The organism is Pseudomonas sp. Ps21-P2 (genome assembly GCF_039672565.1).
In the GTDB taxonomy this organism is placed as follows: domain Bacteria; phylum Pseudomonadota; class Gammaproteobacteria; order Pseudomonadales; family Pseudomonadaceae; genus Aquipseudomonas.
The window spans coordinates 421,523-436,133 of sequence record NZ_JBDFPL010000004.1; the positions used below are offsets into that span (position 1 = coordinate 421,523).

Genomic DNA, 14,611 nt, shown 5'->3' on the forward strand with positions numbered 1-14,611 from the left:
ATTAATAGACTAGTCGTCTAGTTCAGCGGCAAAACGAAATTCACTTGGCGGCTTTTATGATCAGGTCAGCCACGGCCTTGGGATAGGCCAGCATCGCAACATGGCCTGAAGGGACTTCGATGGAATCGGCGTGCAGGCGCTGCACCTGATCGCGCTGCAGTTGTGACGAGATGATCTGGTCGTTTGTGGCCACCACCGCAAAGGAGGGCACCTTGTGCCAGGCAGCGTGGGGAATTGGCTGGCTCAGCGCTTTGATGTTCAGCGCGCCTTGGGTCGCGGCGACGAGTTTCTGTTCGGCGCGGGGCAGATCAGGGGCGAAGAATTTGGCGACGCCTTCGTCGCTGACTTTCACGTAGCCGTCTGCATCTTTGACGAAGGAGGCCTGGCCGGGCATGTCGGGATAGCCTTTAACGGCATCGAATACTGACTGGCCATCATCCGGGGCGTAAGCGGCGACGTAGACCAGCGAGCGGACTTTGTCGTTGACGCCAGCGTCGGTGATGACCGCGCCAGCCCAGGAGTGACCCACCAGAACCACCGGGCCTGGAGCAGCGGCAATGGCGCGGTTGGTGACAGCGACATCGCCTTCCAGGGAATCCAGCGGGTTCTGCACTGCCACCACATTGAGGCCGGCTTTTTCCAGCAGCGGAATCACTTTGTTCCAGGAGGAGCCGTCGGCGAAAGCGCCGTGGACCAGCACTACAGTCTTGGCGGTCAGGGGAGCGGCAGGGCGGTCTTGGGCTGACGCGAATCCAGCGGCGGCGAGCAATGTCACGGCAGTGGCGAGAGCGGTGATCGTTGTTCTGGTTTTCATCACGTCAGTCCTTGTGGCGGCGGGTTAATGTGGGTACACCTTAACTCTGAGTAGACCAGTCGTCTAGAGTTATTTTCAAATTATTTCAGGAGGCCTTTTTGACGTGCTTGGCAATGGACGCGGCGAAGGTATAAAGCCGGTCAGGAGAGACCGGCAGGCGCTATGCAGAGGAGGAACGAAGGCAAAGAGAGCGGCGGGACATTGCGGGGCGCTGATCAGGTCAGGCGCAAAATCGTGCGCGTGGTTGCCATGGCTGTTTCGAAGGGCGCGAGGCTTCGTTCGATCTTGACCATCACGCTGGCGCCGACCCACAGCTGGTACAGGCTTTGCGCAACGGCGTAAGGGTTCTCGCAGGCGGGCAACGAGCCGTCGGCAATGCCGGCCTCAATCGCGCTGCCGAGCCGGTCGGTAATCCCGGCCGTGCCGCGCTTGAGCACCGCGCGCATGGTTTCAGACAGATCGGCCACTTCAACGCCAAGCTTCACGGCGAGGCACTTGCCCTGGCATTCCTGGAACGACTGGGTGTCTTGCCAGACCCGCCAGTAACTCATCAGGCGCTCGCCCATGGGCAGGCCGGGCTCGCCGAGGATGCGATCAATATCCGCGAGGTAGTCGTCGAAGTAGTGCTCAAGCAACGCCTCGCCGAAGGCATCCTTGGAACCGAAGTAGTGATAGAAGGAGCCTTTCGGCACGCCCGCCGCGGCCAGAATTTCGTTCAGGCCTACGCCGGAATACCCCTTGGCGGCCATGATGCGTTGGCCGACGTCGAGGATTCCTTGACGGACATCAGATGAACCACGTGTTTGGGGAGTATTCATGGCTCGGAGAATACATCCTAGTAAGTCGGTCTACTAGCGGATTCTGATGGACGATGTTGTCGTGTGTCGGCGGGGACCGGCTCGACACGACAGCTTTAACCCCCATCGCCGTCGTGTCGCTGCGGTTATAAAGCGCGCCTGCCCGCTAAACCTGATCCACCGCTTCAGGCACGCCCTGGTCCTCGCCTAGAAACCCGCCGCTCTGGTGATGCCACAGCCGCGCGTACGTGCCGTTCTTGTTGAGCAGTTCGGCATGGGTGCCTTGTTCGATGATGCGACCGTCGTCCATCACGATGAGCCGGTCCATGGCCGCAATGGTCGACAGCCGGTGGGCGATGGCAATGACGGTTTTGCCTTTCATCATTTCGTCGAGGCTTTCCTGAATCGCCACTTCGACTTCCGAATCCAGTGCGCTGGTGGCTTCGTCCAGCAGCAGGATCGGCGCGTTCTTCAGCATCACGCGAGCAATGGCGACCCGTTGGCGCTGGCCGCCCGACAGCTTGATACCGCGCTCACCCACCAGCGTGTCGTAGCCGCTGTGACCATGCTTGTCGCTGAGCTGGCTGATGAAGCCGTCGGCCTGGGCGTTGGCCGCAGCGGTGTGGATTTCCTCATCGGTGGCATCAGGTCGGCCATACGCGATGTTGTCGCGAATGGACCGATGCAGCAGCGACGTATCTTGCGTGACCATGCCGATGGCGCTGCGCAGGCTGTCTTGCGTGACCTGCCTGATGTTCTGCCCATCGATGCGAATCTCGCCGCTGTCCACGTCATAGAAGCGCAGCAGCAGATTGATCAGCGTGGATTTGCCGGCGCCTGAACGTCCGACCAGCCCGATCTTCTCGCCGGGGCGGATGGCGAGATTCAAACCCTCCAGCACCTGACGCTCGCCGTTGTAGTTGAAGCTGACGTTGTCAAAGGTCACGGCGCCGCCGGTGGTCTTCAACACGGCTGCATCCGGCGCGTCCTGCACTTTAGGGCCCTGAGTCAGGGTCGCCATGCCGTCCTGCACCGTGCCGATGTTCTCGAACAGCGAGGTCATCTGCCACATGATCCAGTGGGACATGCCATTGATGCGCAGCGCCATGGCGGTAATCGCGGCCACCGCGCCGGTGCCGACGTCACCCTGATGCCACAGCCACAGGGCATAACCGCCTGCGCCCAGAATCAGCGCGACAACCAGTGCCTGATTGACGATCTCGAACTGGCTCACCAGACGCATCTGGCGAAAGCCGGTCTGCTTGAAGTCCTCCATCGCCGCACGCGCAAACTGCGCTTCGCGTTTGGAGTGGGAGAACAGTTTCACCGTGGTGATGTTGGTGTAGGCATCGGAGATCCGCCCGGTCATCGACGACCGCGCGTTGGCCTGCTCCTGACCGACTTTGCCCAGGCGCGGCACGAAGTACAGCATGGCCAGGCCGAACAATACGATCCAGGCCATGAACGGCAGCATCAGCTTCAAGGCGAAGCCGCCGGCCAGCGCGATGATCGCAATGAAATAAACGCCGATGCCGGGCGCGATTTCGATCAGGGTGAACAGCACGTCCCGCACCGCCAGCGCGGTCTGCATCACCTTGGTGGTGACCCGACCGGAGAACTCGTCGGAGAAGAACGACAGGCTTTGCCGCAGCATCAGTCGGTGAAAATCCCAGCGCAGCCGCAGCGGCAGGTTGATCGCCAGCACCTGGTGCTGAACCATCGTGCGCATGGCCACCAGCCCGATGCTGATCACCAGCACAATGCCGATGCCCCACAGCGCTCGACTTTCCTCGCCCGCGGTGGCGCCGCCGTCCTTCCAGGTCGAGAGCAGATCGACCACTTGCCCGAGGAACGAGAAGAGCCAGGCTTCGTAAAGCGATACGCAGGCGCTGAGCACCGCAAGGGCGAGGATATAGCCACGCGCTCCACGGGTGCAGGCCCACAGAAAACGCGCCAGACCTATGGGTGGCGGCGGTGCTTCGTCGGGTGGAAAGGGGTCGAGCCGTCGTTCAAATACGCGCAGCATGAGGGTCTCCAAAACTGTCCAGTGGCGCAGATTCTGCCATTGAATGGCTAACTTGAGGGTTCGAGGCTTTCGCGGATGGGTCGTTCCGCCCGATTGCGAGACGGTCTCGCGGCGTCCAGGACGCCAACATGATGGTTGAAGATCAGCAGTCGGTGACTGCCGGTAAGTGATCGCTCAACAGATCCCGTGCTAACTTCCCGGCCGTTTTCTATCATGCGGACTTTCCGTCCGTACGCGCATTCAGGTCCACCGACATGACACACATCTCCGAACGCCTTCTGGTCCAAGCGCACCTGGACGCCAAACAGCCCAAAACCCTTAGCCCGGAAGAGGAGGCTGAGTACCGCCGTTTGATCGCCGCCGAGCTCAAGGCTCAGGACGCTGTGCTGGTCGCTCACTACTACTGCGATCCGGTGATTCAGGCGCTGGCGGAAGAAACCGGCGGTTGCGTTTCGGATTCTCTGGAGATGGCGCGATTCGGCAAAAACCATCCGGCGAAAACCGTTTTGGTGGCCGGGGTGCGTTTCATGGGTGAAACCGCAAAAATCCTCACTCCCGAAAAACGCATCCTGATGCCAACCCTTGAGGCTACCTGCTCGCTGGACCTTGGTTGCCCGGTCGAGGAGTTCGCTGCGTTCTGCGATCAGCATCCCGAGCGTACCGTGGTGGTTTACGCCAATACCTCAGCCGCTGTAAAAGCCCGTGCTGATTGGGTGGTGACGTCCAGCTGCGCGTTGGAGATCGTCGAGAGCCTGATGGACAACGGCGAGAAAATCATCTGGGCGCCCGACAAGCATCTGGGGCGTTACATCCAGCGCGAGACCGGGGCCGACATGCTGTTGTGGGACGGCGCCTGCATCGTGCACGAGGAGTTCAAGTCCCGGCAGCTTGAGGACATGAAAGCGTTGTACCCGGACGCTGCCATTCTGGTGCACCCGGAGTCCCCCGAATCGGTTATCGACCTGGCTGACGCCGTGGGCTCTACCAGCCAGTTGATCAAGGCGGCGCAAACGCTGCCGAACACCACCTTCATCGTCGCCACCGATCGCGGCATCTTCTACAAGATGCAGCAGCTGTGCCCGGACAAGGTCTTCATTGAGGCACCGACCGCAGGTAATGGCGCCGCATGCCGCAGTTGCGCCCATTGCCCGTGGATGGCGATGAACACGCTGGCGCGCACGCTTCAGTGTTTGCGCGAAGGTACCAACGAAATCTTCGTCGACCCGGCGGTTATCCCTCACGCCGTTCGGCCGTTGCAGCGCATGCTCGACTTTACTCAGGCGGCGCGGATGAAAGCTTCGGGTAATGCATGATCTGTAGCGGCAAGCTTCAAGCTTCAAGCTTCAAGCTCCAAGCGAAAAGGCGATTTGCTGCGTTCCACCTTGCAGCTTATGGCTTGCCGCTTGTAGCTGACTTCAGTTCATCATGTCCTTCACCGCCCGCTCCTGAGCAATGATTTCCTGCTGCCGCGCGTCGATGCGTGAGGCCAGCTGGAAGTTGTTGTTCGCCCGTCGCTTGGCAAATTCAAGCTGCTGAATCGCTTGCTTGAAATCGCCCATCAGCGCGAAGTATTCGGCACGGGCCTGGTGCAGGCCGATGGTGTTGCCCGACAGACCACGGGTATCCGCCACCTGATTCCAGATGTCCGGATCGTCCGGGCGGCTCTTCAACAGAATTTCCAGAGACTTCAGCGCTTCCGGCGCCTTGGACTGCTTGAGCAGGACGTCGACTTTCGCCTGATTCAGCGGGTAGTTGTCCGGGTACAGGTTCAACATCCGGTCCACCCGCTGTTGAGCGTCGGGCAGGCGATTATTGGAGATGTCCAGGTTCACGGCGGCGAGGTTGTAGGGAATGTTGTCCGGCGCCTTGTCGAGCAGGGGCTTCAGCGTCTCGCGGCCCTCATTCAGCTGACCCGCTTTGGTCTGGGCCAGTGCCAGACCGTAGCGAGCCGCATCGTTTTTCGGGTTCTCGGCCAGTTGCGCACGGAAGCGCTTGGCCGCCATGCCCGGGGTTTCTTCGTATATCAGCACGGTGCGTGCGCGCATCAGTTGATACGCAGGGCTGTCTTCCTTGCCGCCGGGCTTGGCTTGCTCGGCGCGGTTGCGCGTGTCGGCAATACGGGATTCGGTCACCGGGTGGCTCATCAGGAATTCCGGTGGCTTGGCGTCATAGCGATACTGGCGCGCCAACCGCTCGAACATGGTGGGCATGTTGCGCGGGTCGTAGCCGGCCTTTTCCAGATTGAGAATACCGATGCGGTCGGCTTCTGCTTCGTTTTGCCGGGAGAACCGCGCCTGCTCCTGAATCGCGGCCGCTTGGGTGCCAGCGATCGCGGCAATCCCCGCATCCCCCGCGCCCGCTGCGGCCATGACAATACCGGCGAGCATCGCCGCCATCACCGGCACTTGCATGCGCTGCTGCGCCTGCACGCCCCTGGCGAAGTGCCGTTGCGACAAGTGAGCCAATTCGTGGGCGAGGACCGCGGCGTATTCGCCTTCGGTCTCGGCATGGAGGAACAACCCGCCGTTGACGCCGATGATCCCGCCGGGCGCTGCGAAGGCATTGATCTCCGGCGTGTTGATCAGGATGAATTCGAGCCGGCGGTCCTGCACCTGGCTGGTTTCGGCCAGCCGATAGACCGAGGACTCGACGAAGTCCTTGAGCAGCGGGTCGGACAGCTGCGCCACTTCAGAGCGCAGCAGCCCGAGCCAGGCACGCCCCAGGTCATGTTCTTGCTGGGGAGAAACGATGGATGAACTCGCGTCGCCGAGGGAGGGCAGGTCATCTTCTGCGAAGCTCGGCGCTGCCAGCAGGCATGCGAGGGTCAGCAGCGTGGGGCGCAAAAAATTCATGCACGAAACTCTGGGGCAGAAAGGCGCCACTGTAGCTGGCTCGATGGCTTGCTGACCAGAGTGGGGTATTCTGGAAAACTTGTAAGAATGTTCTTCCGCCTGACTGCTTTTATGCGAGGGCGGATGTGTCTATCCGGAGAGAAACGATGTCTGACGCTGTAGGACACCCCGCACCCTGCGATGCAGAGCTCGACGCCAGCGGCCTCAACTGCCCGCTTCCCTTGCTCAAGGCCAAGATGGAACTCAATCGTCTGGCCAGCGGCGCGGTCCTCAAAGTGACGGCCACCGATGCAGGCTCGCAGCGCGACTTCCGTACCTTCGCAAAACTGGCCGGGCACGTGCTGCTGCACGAAGAAAACGCTGACGGCATTTATCGGTATTGGCTACGCAAGGCCTGAGCGTTTCTGATCCCTCGCAACCCTCCTAGGATTCTTGATGTTCAAAGTGCTTCGCGACTGGATACAGCGCTACTTTTCCGACGAGGAAGCGGTAGTGCTGGCAGTGCTGTTGGTTCTCGGATTTACCGTTGTTCTCACCCTCGGCGGCGTGCTTGCCCCGGTGCTGGCCGGACTGGTGCTCGCCTTTCTGATGCAGGGGTTGGTCAACCTGCTTGAACGCCTGCGGGTCCCGGAAGGTGGCGCAGTCGGACTGGTCTTCGCGTTATTCATGGGGGCGCTGGCGCTGTTTTTGCTGGTTCTGGTCCCACTGCTGTGGCGACAGCTCATCACCTTGTTCAACGAATTGCCCGGCATGCTCGCCAAGTGGCAGTCGTTGCTGTTGCTGCTGCCGGAGCGTTATCCGCATCTGGTGTCGGACGAACAGGTCCTGCAGGCCATCGAAGTGGCGCGCGGCGAGGTCGGAAAGTTCGGGCAATGGGCGCTGACGTTTTCCCTGTCCAGCTTGCCGCTGTTGGTCAACATGATGATCTACTTGGTTCTGGTGCCGATCCTGGTGTTCTTCTTCCTCAAGGATCGTCGGATGATCAGCCGTTGGGCGAGGGGCTATCTGCCCCGTGAACGTACGCTGATTACCCATGTGGCCGAGGAAATGAATCGGCAGATCGCCAACTACATTCGCGGCAAGGTTATCGAGATTTTCATCTGCGGCGGGGTGACCTACATCGCCTTCGTGACCATGGGCCTGAATTACTCGGCGTTGCTGGCGATGCTGGTGGGGATTTCGGTGGTCGTGCCCTATGTGGGCGCGGTGGTGGTGACGGTGCCCGTGGCGTTCATCGCGCTGTTCCAGTGGGGCTGGAGCGATCAGTTCATCTATCTGATGGCGGTCTACGGCATCATCCAGACCCTGGACGGCAATGTGCTCGTGCCGCTGCTGTTCTCCCAGACCGTGAGCTTGCACCCGGTCGCGATCATCTGCGCCGTGCTGTTGTTCGGAGGGCTATGGGGGTTCTGGGGGATTTTCTTTGCGATTCCGCTGGCGACCCTGTTCAAGGCCGTGCTGGATGCGTGGCCACGGAACGAACCGACGGTGGCGCCGTTGTTATAGGCGTTGCCTCGCTTTTTGTAGGAGTGAGCTTGCTCGCGATCGGCGTCGTCATGGTCCACCTACGATGACTAAACGGCCCCCGATCGCGGGCAAGCTCAGGCCTACATGATGGCGATCAAGCCTTGTTCAGCGCCTGAGCTGCGTCAAGCACCGCCGCCACATGCCCCGGCACTTTCACGCCGCGCCACTCTTTACGCAGCACACCGTCCTTGTCGATCAGGAAGGTGCTGCGGTCGACGCCCAGGTATTCCTTGCCGTACAGCTTTTTCAGCTTGATCACATCGAACAGCTGGCACAGCGATTCATCTTTGTCCGAAATCAGCTCGAACGGGAATTCCTGCTTGGCCTTGAAGTTCTCGTGGGATTTCAGGCTGTCCCGCGAAACACCGAACACCACCGTGTTGGCGGCCTTGAAGTCGGCGTGATGATCGCGAAAGCCCTGGCCCTGGGTGGTGCAGCCAGGGGTGCTGTCCTTTGGGTAGAAATAAAGGACGACTTGCTGACCTTTGAGCGCCGACAGGCTGACCGCCTGTTCGCTCGTGGCCTGCACCTGAAAGTCGGCAACCGGTTGGTCGAGTTCTACAGCCATTCGAGACTCCTTACATCGGTGCTTGAGGGCGCCATGGTTCGATCAGCGCATCGAGGTTGAGTGCGTCGGCGAAGTCCAGGAACTGGTCACGCAGCCAGCTGATCTGGGTACCGGCCGGCAATGTCACGGTGAACGTCGCGTTGAGCATGGTGCCGCCGGTCTGTGGGGCCTGATAGGTGTCGCAGATCAGGTTTTCCAGCTCGACGTTGTGGTCGATGAAGAACTGGCACAGCTCGTTGATAATGTCCGGGCGGTACGCCGAACTGACGTAGGCCACGTAGGGCAGGGCTTCCGGACGGTTTTCCAGCGAAGCACTGCGCACCACATTGACGGTGAAGGCGTGTTTCTTCGCCAGGTTGGGCAGGCCGGTTTCCAGACGCGCCAGGGCGTCCCAGCTGCCGGAGATCTGCAGGATCAGCGCGCTGCACTCACCGTGGCGAGTAAGGCGAGAGCTGACGACCGAGCAACGGCTTTCGTTACTGGCGCGGCACAGGACGTTGGTCAGCTCCATTGGGTTGGCGCCAAGGGCACTGATGACAAGGAATTGTTCGCGAACTGTGGGGATGGATGACATGCAGCATTCCTAAACGATGAGCGGTCGGTACGCAGCAGGCCTGTGCCGGCGGGCTCGACGGACGAAGGCATCGTGATGTCGCCCCGACCCGCAGCCGTCAATCGCGGCCATGGGCCTGTCATGGCGCGCGACGCAGGGCGGGGTAAGTGACGACAAAATCGAGCAGTCGAACGAGCCGGGCAGATGACCCGTACCGATCAAAGACCGAAGGGTAGCGAAAACCGGCGCCGAGGGGAATGCTCGCCTTGTGCAAGGATCATGGCGCCAGTACCATTACCGCTCTCTTTTTCCGGCAGGAGCGGTTTGCATGATTGCGGGCAGTATGGTGGCACTGGTCACACCCATGGATGCACAAGGTCGTCTCGACTGGGACAGCCTGAGCAAACTGGTGGACTTTCACCTGCAAGAGGGCACCAACGCCATTGTTGCCGTCGGCACCACCGGTGAATCCGCGACGCTCGACGTCAACGAGCACATCGAAGTCATCCGCCGCGTGGTTCAGCAGGTCGCTGGCCGCATTCCGGTCATCGCCGGCACAGGCGCCAACTCCACCCGCGAGGCGGTCGAACTGACCACCAACGCCAAGAACGCCGGTGCCGATGCCTGCCTGCTGGTCACCCCGTACTACAACAAGCCGACCCAGGAAGGCTTGTACCAGCACTTCAAGCACATCGCCGAAGCCGTCGACATCCCGCAGATTCTGTATAACGTGCCGGGCCGTACCGCCTGCGACATGTCAGCCGAAACCGTTATCCGCCTGTCGACAGTCAAAAACATCATCGCCATCAAGGAAGCCACCGGAGACCTGCAGCGCGCCAAGGATATTCTTGCCGGCGTGAGCAGCGACTTCCTGGTCTATTCCGGCGACGACGCAACCGCCGTCGAGCTGATGCTGCTGGGTGGCAAAGGCAATATCTCGGTCACCGCCAACGTCGCGCCGCGCGCCATGGCCGATCTGTGCAAGGCCGCGATGGCCGGTGACGCCGACACCGCCCGCAAAATCCATGAAAAACTGATGCCGCTGAACAAGACCCTGTTCATCGAATCGAACCCTATTCCCGTGAAATGGGCCCTGCATGAGATGGGTTTGATGCCAGACGGTATTCGTCTGCCGCTCACCTGGCTCAGCGAGTCCTGCCGCGAGCCGCTGCGTCAGGCCCTGCGCCAGTCCGGTGTATTGGTCTAATGAGGAAGCATTACGCAATGAAGCGACTGGCCGGACTTTCCGCACTAGCCTTGATTATCTCCAGCACCAGCGGTTGCAGCTGGCTTTTTGGCCAGGACGGTTATTTCCGCGATCGCAGCAGCGATTACCTGGAAGCGACCCAGAAGCCTCCGATGCAAATGCCCGAGGGCGTTCAAGAAGTCAAACGACTGGACCCGTTGCTGCCGATCCCGCGCAACGTCGCCGATGACACCCAGAAGGGTGAATTCACCGTGCCGCGTCCGCAACCTCTGACTACTGCTCAGGACTCCGGGGACTACACGCTGCAGAAGAGCGGCGACAACCGCTGGATTCTCGCCCAGCGCGCACCGGCCGAAGTCTGGCCTGTGGCGCATCAGTACTTTGAAGACAACGGCTTCCGTATTGCCGAAGATCGTCCGCAAACCGGTGAATTCAACACCACCTGGCAGCGCATGGACGAACTGTCCGCATCGGTTGCCAAGCGCATGGGTTCGAGTGGCGATGCCGCCAACACCGAAACCCGCGTCCGCGTTCGCATTGAGCCTGGCGTGCAGCGCAACACCAGTGAAATCTATGTGGTCAGCGTGCAACGTCCGGCCGGCAGCCGCGATGACCCTGCCTTCCCGTCGCGCAGCACCAACGTTGGCCTCGACTCCGTGCTGACCGACGACATGCTGGCAAGCCTGACCCGCACTGCCGAGAAGGGCGGTTCGGTGTCCCTGCTGGCGGCGCGTGATTTCGACACCCCAAGCCGTGTTTCCCTCAGCGAAGACGGCAGCGGCAACCCGGTGCTGAACCTGGGCGCGGATCTGGATCGCGCGTGGTCGAGCGTCGGTCGTGCGCTTAACCAGGGCGACTGGCGCGTTGAAGACATCAACCGCAGCCTGGGCCTGTACTACATCAACCTGGCAGAAAAAGCCGACAAGCCTGAAAACAAGCCTGGCTTCCTCAGTCGCGTATTCGGCAGTGAAGAGTCCAAGGAAGAGAAGGAGGCCCGCGCCGAGCGGTATCAGGTTCGCCTGAGCAAGGTCGGCGAGAACGTTCAGGTCACGGTCGAGAAGAACATCAACACCGTTGCGCCGACTGAAGTCGCTCGTCGTGTGTTGAGCGTCATTCAGGACAACCTGGGTTAAGTGCGCTTCGCGGTTCTGGGCAGCGGCAGTCGCGGCAATGCCACGCTGGTCGCGAGCAACGACACGTACGTGCTGGTCGATTGCGGTTTCTCCCTGCGAGAAACCGAACGACGGCTCGACAGGCTGGGCGTCAGCGGCAAACAGCTCAGCGCCATTCTAGTGACCCACGAACATGCCGATCATGTGCATGGCGTGGGTTTGCTGTCTCGGCGCTACGATGTGCCGGTGTACCTCAGCGACGGCACGCTGCGCGGCATGCGCAAGCCGGTGGAAGCTGGTCTTCGGCTTGTGGGCGGGCAGGGTGTGCGCATCGGTGGTCTGGGTATCGACGTGGTGTCGGTGGCCCACGACGCGCTGGAACCGACGCAGTTCGTGTTCAACGACGGTCGTCGGCGTTTCGGGCTGTTGACTGACCTTGGTTCGTATTGCCCGATGGTGCTCGACAGCTACCGTGGGCTCGACGCGCTCATGGTCGAGTCCAATCACTGTCGCGATCTGCTCGCCCGGGGTCAGTACCCGTACTTTCTCAAGCAGCGGGTGGGCGGAGATCACGGTCATTTGAACAATCATCAGGCCGCCAGTCTGGTGAACGAGTTGGGATGGCAGGATCTGCAGCACCTGGTGCTGGCCCATCTGAGCAGCAAGAACAACCTGCCGCATCTGGCCCGGCAATGTTTTGTCGACACCCTTGGGTGCGACGAGGACTGGCTACAATTGGCCGATCAGGATTCAGGGCTCGACTGGCGCGAAATCGCCTAGCGTCCCAAACGGGCGACTCGCCCCCCACTATTCAGCAAGATTCAGCAAGCGGAGCCCATCATGGAAAAACGTGAAGAACTCTACCGCGGCAAAGCCAAGTCGGTCTACAAGACCGATGACGCTGACCGCTTGATCCTGGTGTTCCGCAACGACACCTCGGCTTTCGATGGCAAGCGCATCGAGCAGCTTGACCGCAAAGGCATGGTGAACAACAAGTTCAACGCCTTCATCATGCAGAAGCTCGAAGCCGCCGGCATTCCGACCCAGTTCGACAAACTGCTGGGCGACAACGAAGTGCTGGTCAAGAAGCTCGACATGATCCCGGTCGAATGCGTCGTGCGTAACTACGCCGCTGGCAGCCTGGTCAAGCGCCTGGGCGTGGAAGAGGGCATGAAGCTCAACCCTTACACGTTCGAGCTGTTCCTGAAGGACGACGCCAAAGGCGACCCGTTCATCAACGACTCCCACGTCGTCGCGTTCGGTTGGGGCACCGCCGAGCAACTGGTTCGCATGAAAGAACTGTCGCTGAAGGTCAATGAAGTCCTGAGCAAACTGTTCGACGACGCCGGCCTGCTGCTGGTCGACTTCAAGCTTGAATTCGGCGTCTTCAGCGACGGCTCGATCGTCCTGGGCGACGAGTTCAGCCCGGACGGCTGCCGCCTGTGGGACAAAGAAACCCGCAAGAAAATGGACAAGGACCGCTTCCGTCAGGGCCTCGGTGATGTCATCGAAGCCTACGAAGAAGTCGCCCAGCGTCTCGGCGTACCGCTCTGATCCAACGCTTCAAGCGGAAAACGCTGCAAGCATCTGAAAGAACGCGAAAAAATCCTTAAAAAGGGTTCGCGTTCCTCGAACGAACTGTTATGATGCGCGCCGTTGGAGAGATGCCGGAGTGGCCGAACGGGACGGATTCGAAATCCGTTGTACTGGCGACAGTACCTAGGGTTCAAATCCCTATCTCTCCGCCATTCGTCGGAAACCCTTGTAAATCAAGCACTTACGAGGGTTCAAAAAAAGCGTTTTGTACCAACGCTTTGTACCAAAAAAAATAGCCCTGATCTTCGGATTGGGGCTTTTTTTTGCTCAGAATTTGACCAGTTTAATCCTGTCCTTGGTTTGTCCTGTTGCTTCAACTGCGGCATGTGGAACTCACTCGCCTGTGGTGTGTTCTGGCAAGCTACAAGGCTCTTTGCCATGCCAGTGTCAAAACGGGTAGGGTAGGCATCGAAAATGGCTCAGAACGCTTCATAGGGCGTCACTCACGAAGGATTTGTAAGCATGATCTCGCAAGAACTGACCGATGAAGAACTCGAGGCACTCCAAGCAAAGGCGAAATTAGCTCTGATGGAAATGGTTTCGAATCTAGGCGAGTCAAGCGCGGTAGTCCGTGTTTATGCCATGAAAACAGGCAGTGTTGTTCGTGAATTATTGAATTGCAGCATATTCACCCCGGAACATGGATTTCCGTTTTTTGTCAGATTGAAGTCCGATGATGGGCGATGGTTGGAGCTGACCCCTGACAACGATACTGAAAAAGCAGGGGTCTTTGGTATGTTCAAAGACGATACTGGTGAGGTTGGAAGAGTATTGTCAGGCGTTGAGGTTGAGACTGAAGACGGCGGCTGGATCATGCAAAACATGAAAGTCAGAATAAAAATCTCATCTATGAATAAGGATTGATTTTTAAAGATTCTGTTGAGGTTGAATCTTATAAATAGAGCCATGCCGTGCTTAGGGAATTTTCGTACCTACCGATGGCTCGAAATAGAAGAGTGGAATTCAAGAATCTGCAAGGATGGATGATTATTGATTTTAGATGCAACGTCTAAAAAACTATAATTTAGTACCTGATTTAATGTTTTAAGTCCTTCTGAGTATAATTGTGCAAGAATTGCTTTGGATTGCTCAAATTCGTTTGATTTGATGATTTTTATAAACCTTACTGGCTCAGGGTTTAAATTATGTCTCGAAAAGACAATCTATAAAAAACTACAATAGCTTAAAACCTGCTCTTGATCTTTCAGGGTTCACACAAAAGGCAGGCTTTTATGGCGGTATGTAGGGTCACTTGGAGAATATCAATTCCCGCGAAGCGGATTGGCTTTTAAATACAGAAAGGGAATTTCATCTTCTCCCATTAAAGGATTTCTCATTCAAAAATCAATTTTCATAACAAGGTGTTTTTCAGTTCCCTTTTTTCAGTTCCCAATATCCAGTTCCCAATATCCAGTTCCCATTATGAATTTTTGGCGGTCCGTAGGAATTGTCAGGTTCGGATTTGGTTTTAGCTGTTGGCTTTTAAATCTAAAAAAATGCGCGCGCGCACACGTTGGGATTTTACCCCTTGAATTTAAAGGGCTGTAGAGGTGATAAAG

14 protein-coding genes and 1 tRNA gene are annotated in these 14,611 nt (G+C 58.7%); 9 read left to right on the top strand and 6 right to left on the bottom strand.

Features of this window, described 5'->3' with window-relative positions:
• Positions 1-40 precede the first annotated feature (40 nt).
• The 3 genes from ABEH28_RS13010 to ABEH28_RS13020 all read right to left on the bottom strand — a co-directional run bounded on the left by ABEH28_RS13010 (position 41) and on the right by ABEH28_RS13020 (position 3,637).
• Complete coding sequence (locus ABEH28_RS13010; protein ID WP_346630106.1) at positions 41-814, bottom strand: alpha/beta hydrolase; 774 nt, start codon at positions 812-814, stop codon at positions 41-43.
• 215 nt (positions 815-1,029) lie between these two features.
• Positions 1,030-1,632, bottom strand: coding sequence for a TetR/AcrR family transcriptional regulator (locus ABEH28_RS13015; protein ID WP_346625505.1), 603 nt, complete (start codon positions 1,630-1,632; stop codon positions 1,030-1,032).
• Positions 1,633-1,777: 145 nt separating this feature from the next.
• Entirely contained in the window at positions 1,778-3,637 is a 1,860-nt protein-coding gene (locus tag ABEH28_RS13020) for an ABC transporter ATP-binding protein (protein ID WP_346630107.1), read from the bottom strand.
• A gap of 254 nt (positions 3,638-3,891) precedes the next feature.
• Between ABEH28_RS13020 and nadA the strand changes: the two genes are divergently transcribed.
• The gene (gene nadA / locus ABEH28_RS13025; protein WP_346630108.1) at positions 3,892-4,950 is read left to right on the top strand and encodes a quinolinate synthase NadA; all 1,059 of its coding nucleotides are present in this window, start codon (positions 3,892-3,894) and stop codon (positions 4,948-4,950) included.
• A 102-nt stretch (positions 4,951-5,052) separates the two neighbouring features.
• On the opposite strand, the gene ABEH28_RS13030 is transcribed toward nadA, so the two are convergent.
• Entirely contained in the window at positions 5,053-6,489 is a 1,437-nt protein-coding gene (locus ABEH28_RS13030) for a M48 family metalloprotease (protein ID WP_065986750.1), read from the bottom strand.
• 146 nt (positions 6,490-6,635) lie between these two features.
• Between ABEH28_RS13030 and ABEH28_RS13035 the strand changes: the two genes are divergently transcribed.
• Complete coding sequence (locus ABEH28_RS13035) at positions 6,636-6,887, top strand: sulfurtransferase TusA family protein (RefSeq protein ID WP_192170877.1); 252 nt, start codon at positions 6,636-6,638, stop codon at positions 6,885-6,887.
• A 37-nt stretch (positions 6,888-6,924) separates the two neighbouring features.
• Complete coding sequence (locus ABEH28_RS13040; protein WP_346630109.1) at positions 6,925-7,995, top strand: AI-2E family transporter; 1,071 nt, start codon at positions 6,925-6,927, stop codon at positions 7,993-7,995.
• Positions 7,996-8,110: 115 nt separating this feature from the next.
• Here the strand turns inward: ABEH28_RS13040 and ABEH28_RS13045 are convergent, their stop codons facing one another.
• Both ABEH28_RS13045 and ABEH28_RS13050 read right to left on the bottom strand, forming a co-directional pair.
• A complete protein-coding gene (locus ABEH28_RS13045; RefSeq protein WP_346630110.1) occupies positions 8,111-8,584 on the bottom strand; it encodes a peroxiredoxin in 474 nt (157 codons plus the stop codon).
• 10 nt (positions 8,585-8,594) lie between these two features.
• On the bottom strand, positions 8,595-9,158 hold the full coding sequence (locus ABEH28_RS13050) for a glycine cleavage system protein R (RefSeq protein ID WP_037014004.1): 564 nt from the start codon (positions 9,156-9,158) through the stop codon (positions 8,595-8,597).
• 307 nt (positions 9,159-9,465) lie between these two features.
• Here ABEH28_RS13050 and dapA point away from each other — a divergent pair, with 307 nt between their 5' ends.
• From dapA to ABEH28_RS13080, 6 genes are all read left to right on the top strand, one after another.
• Positions 9,466-10,344: a 4-hydroxy-tetrahydrodipicolinate synthase gene (gene dapA, locus ABEH28_RS13055; RefSeq protein WP_282370503.1), complete on the top strand. Its 879-nt coding sequence runs from the start codon at positions 9,466-9,468 to the stop codon at positions 10,342-10,344.
• A gap of 17 nt (positions 10,345-10,361) precedes the next feature.
• Positions 10,362-11,477, top strand: coding sequence for an outer membrane protein assembly factor BamC (bamC, locus tag ABEH28_RS13060; RefSeq protein ID WP_192132093.1), 1,116 nt, complete (start codon positions 10,362-10,364; stop codon positions 11,475-11,477).
• Positions 11,478-12,236 carry an MBL fold metallo-hydrolase gene (locus ABEH28_RS13065; protein WP_346630111.1) on the top strand — a complete coding sequence of 253 codons (759 nt, stop codon included), beginning with the start codon at positions 11,478-11,480 and terminating at the stop codon, positions 12,234-12,236.
• Between the two features lie 60 nt (positions 12,237-12,296).
• Complete coding sequence (gene purC / locus ABEH28_RS13070) at positions 12,297-13,010, top strand: phosphoribosylaminoimidazolesuccinocarboxamide synthase (RefSeq protein WP_192170882.1); 714 nt, start codon at positions 12,297-12,299, stop codon at positions 13,008-13,010.
• Positions 13,011-13,114: 104 nt separating this feature from the next.
• Positions 13,115-13,204 (top strand) — tRNA-Ser (locus ABEH28_RS13075).
• Positions 13,205-13,514: 310 nt separating this feature from the next.
• Positions 13,515-13,916 (top strand): hypothetical protein, encoded by a 402-nt coding sequence (locus ABEH28_RS13080; RefSeq protein ID WP_346630112.1) that lies wholly within the window; start codon positions 13,515-13,517, stop codon positions 13,914-13,916.
• The last annotated feature ends 695 nt before the right edge of the window (positions 13,917-14,611 follow it).

What these genes read in the sequence shown, in the direction of transcription:
- ABEH28_RS13010 (WP_346630106.1), bottom strand. Translation starts at nt 814, where the DNA reads ATGAAAACCAGAACAACGATCACCGCTCTCGCCACTGCCGTGACATTG.
- ABEH28_RS13015 (WP_346625505.1), bottom strand. Translation starts at nt 1,632, where the DNA reads ATGAATACTCCCCAAACACGTGGTTCATCTGATGTCCGTCAAGGAATC.
- ABEH28_RS13020 (WP_346630107.1), bottom strand. Translation starts at nt 3,637, where the DNA reads ATGCTGCGCGTATTTGAACGACGGCTCGACCCCTTTCCACCCGACGAA.
- nadA (WP_346630108.1), top strand. Translation starts at nt 3,892, where the DNA reads ATGACACACATCTCCGAACGCCTTCTGGTCCAAGCGCACCTGGACGCC.
- ABEH28_RS13030 (WP_065986750.1), bottom strand. Translation starts at nt 6,489, where the DNA reads ATGAATTTTTTGCGCCCCACGCTGCTGACCCTCGCATGCCTGCTGGCA.
- ABEH28_RS13035 (WP_192170877.1), top strand. Translation starts at nt 6,636, where the DNA reads ATGTCTGACGCTGTAGGACACCCCGCACCCTGCGATGCAGAGCTCGAC.
- ABEH28_RS13040 (WP_346630109.1), top strand. Translation starts at nt 6,925, where the DNA reads ATGTTCAAAGTGCTTCGCGACTGGATACAGCGCTACTTTTCCGACGAG.
- ABEH28_RS13045 (WP_346630110.1), bottom strand. Translation starts at nt 8,584, where the DNA reads ATGGCTGTAGAACTCGACCAACCGGTTGCCGACTTTCAGGTGCAGGCC.
- ABEH28_RS13050 (WP_037014004.1), bottom strand. Translation starts at nt 9,158, where the DNA reads ATGTCATCCATCCCCACAGTTCGCGAACAATTCCTTGTCATCAGTGCC.
- dapA (WP_282370503.1), top strand. Translation starts at nt 9,466, where the DNA reads ATGATTGCGGGCAGTATGGTGGCACTGGTCACACCCATGGATGCACAA.
- bamC (WP_192132093.1), top strand. Translation starts at nt 10,362, where the DNA reads ATGAAGCGACTGGCCGGACTTTCCGCACTAGCCTTGATTATCTCCAGC.
- purC (WP_192170882.1), top strand. Translation starts at nt 12,297, where the DNA reads ATGGAAAAACGTGAAGAACTCTACCGCGGCAAAGCCAAGTCGGTCTAC.
- ABEH28_RS13080 (WP_346630112.1), top strand. Translation starts at nt 13,515, where the DNA reads ATGATCTCGCAAGAACTGACCGATGAAGAACTCGAGGCACTCCAAGCA.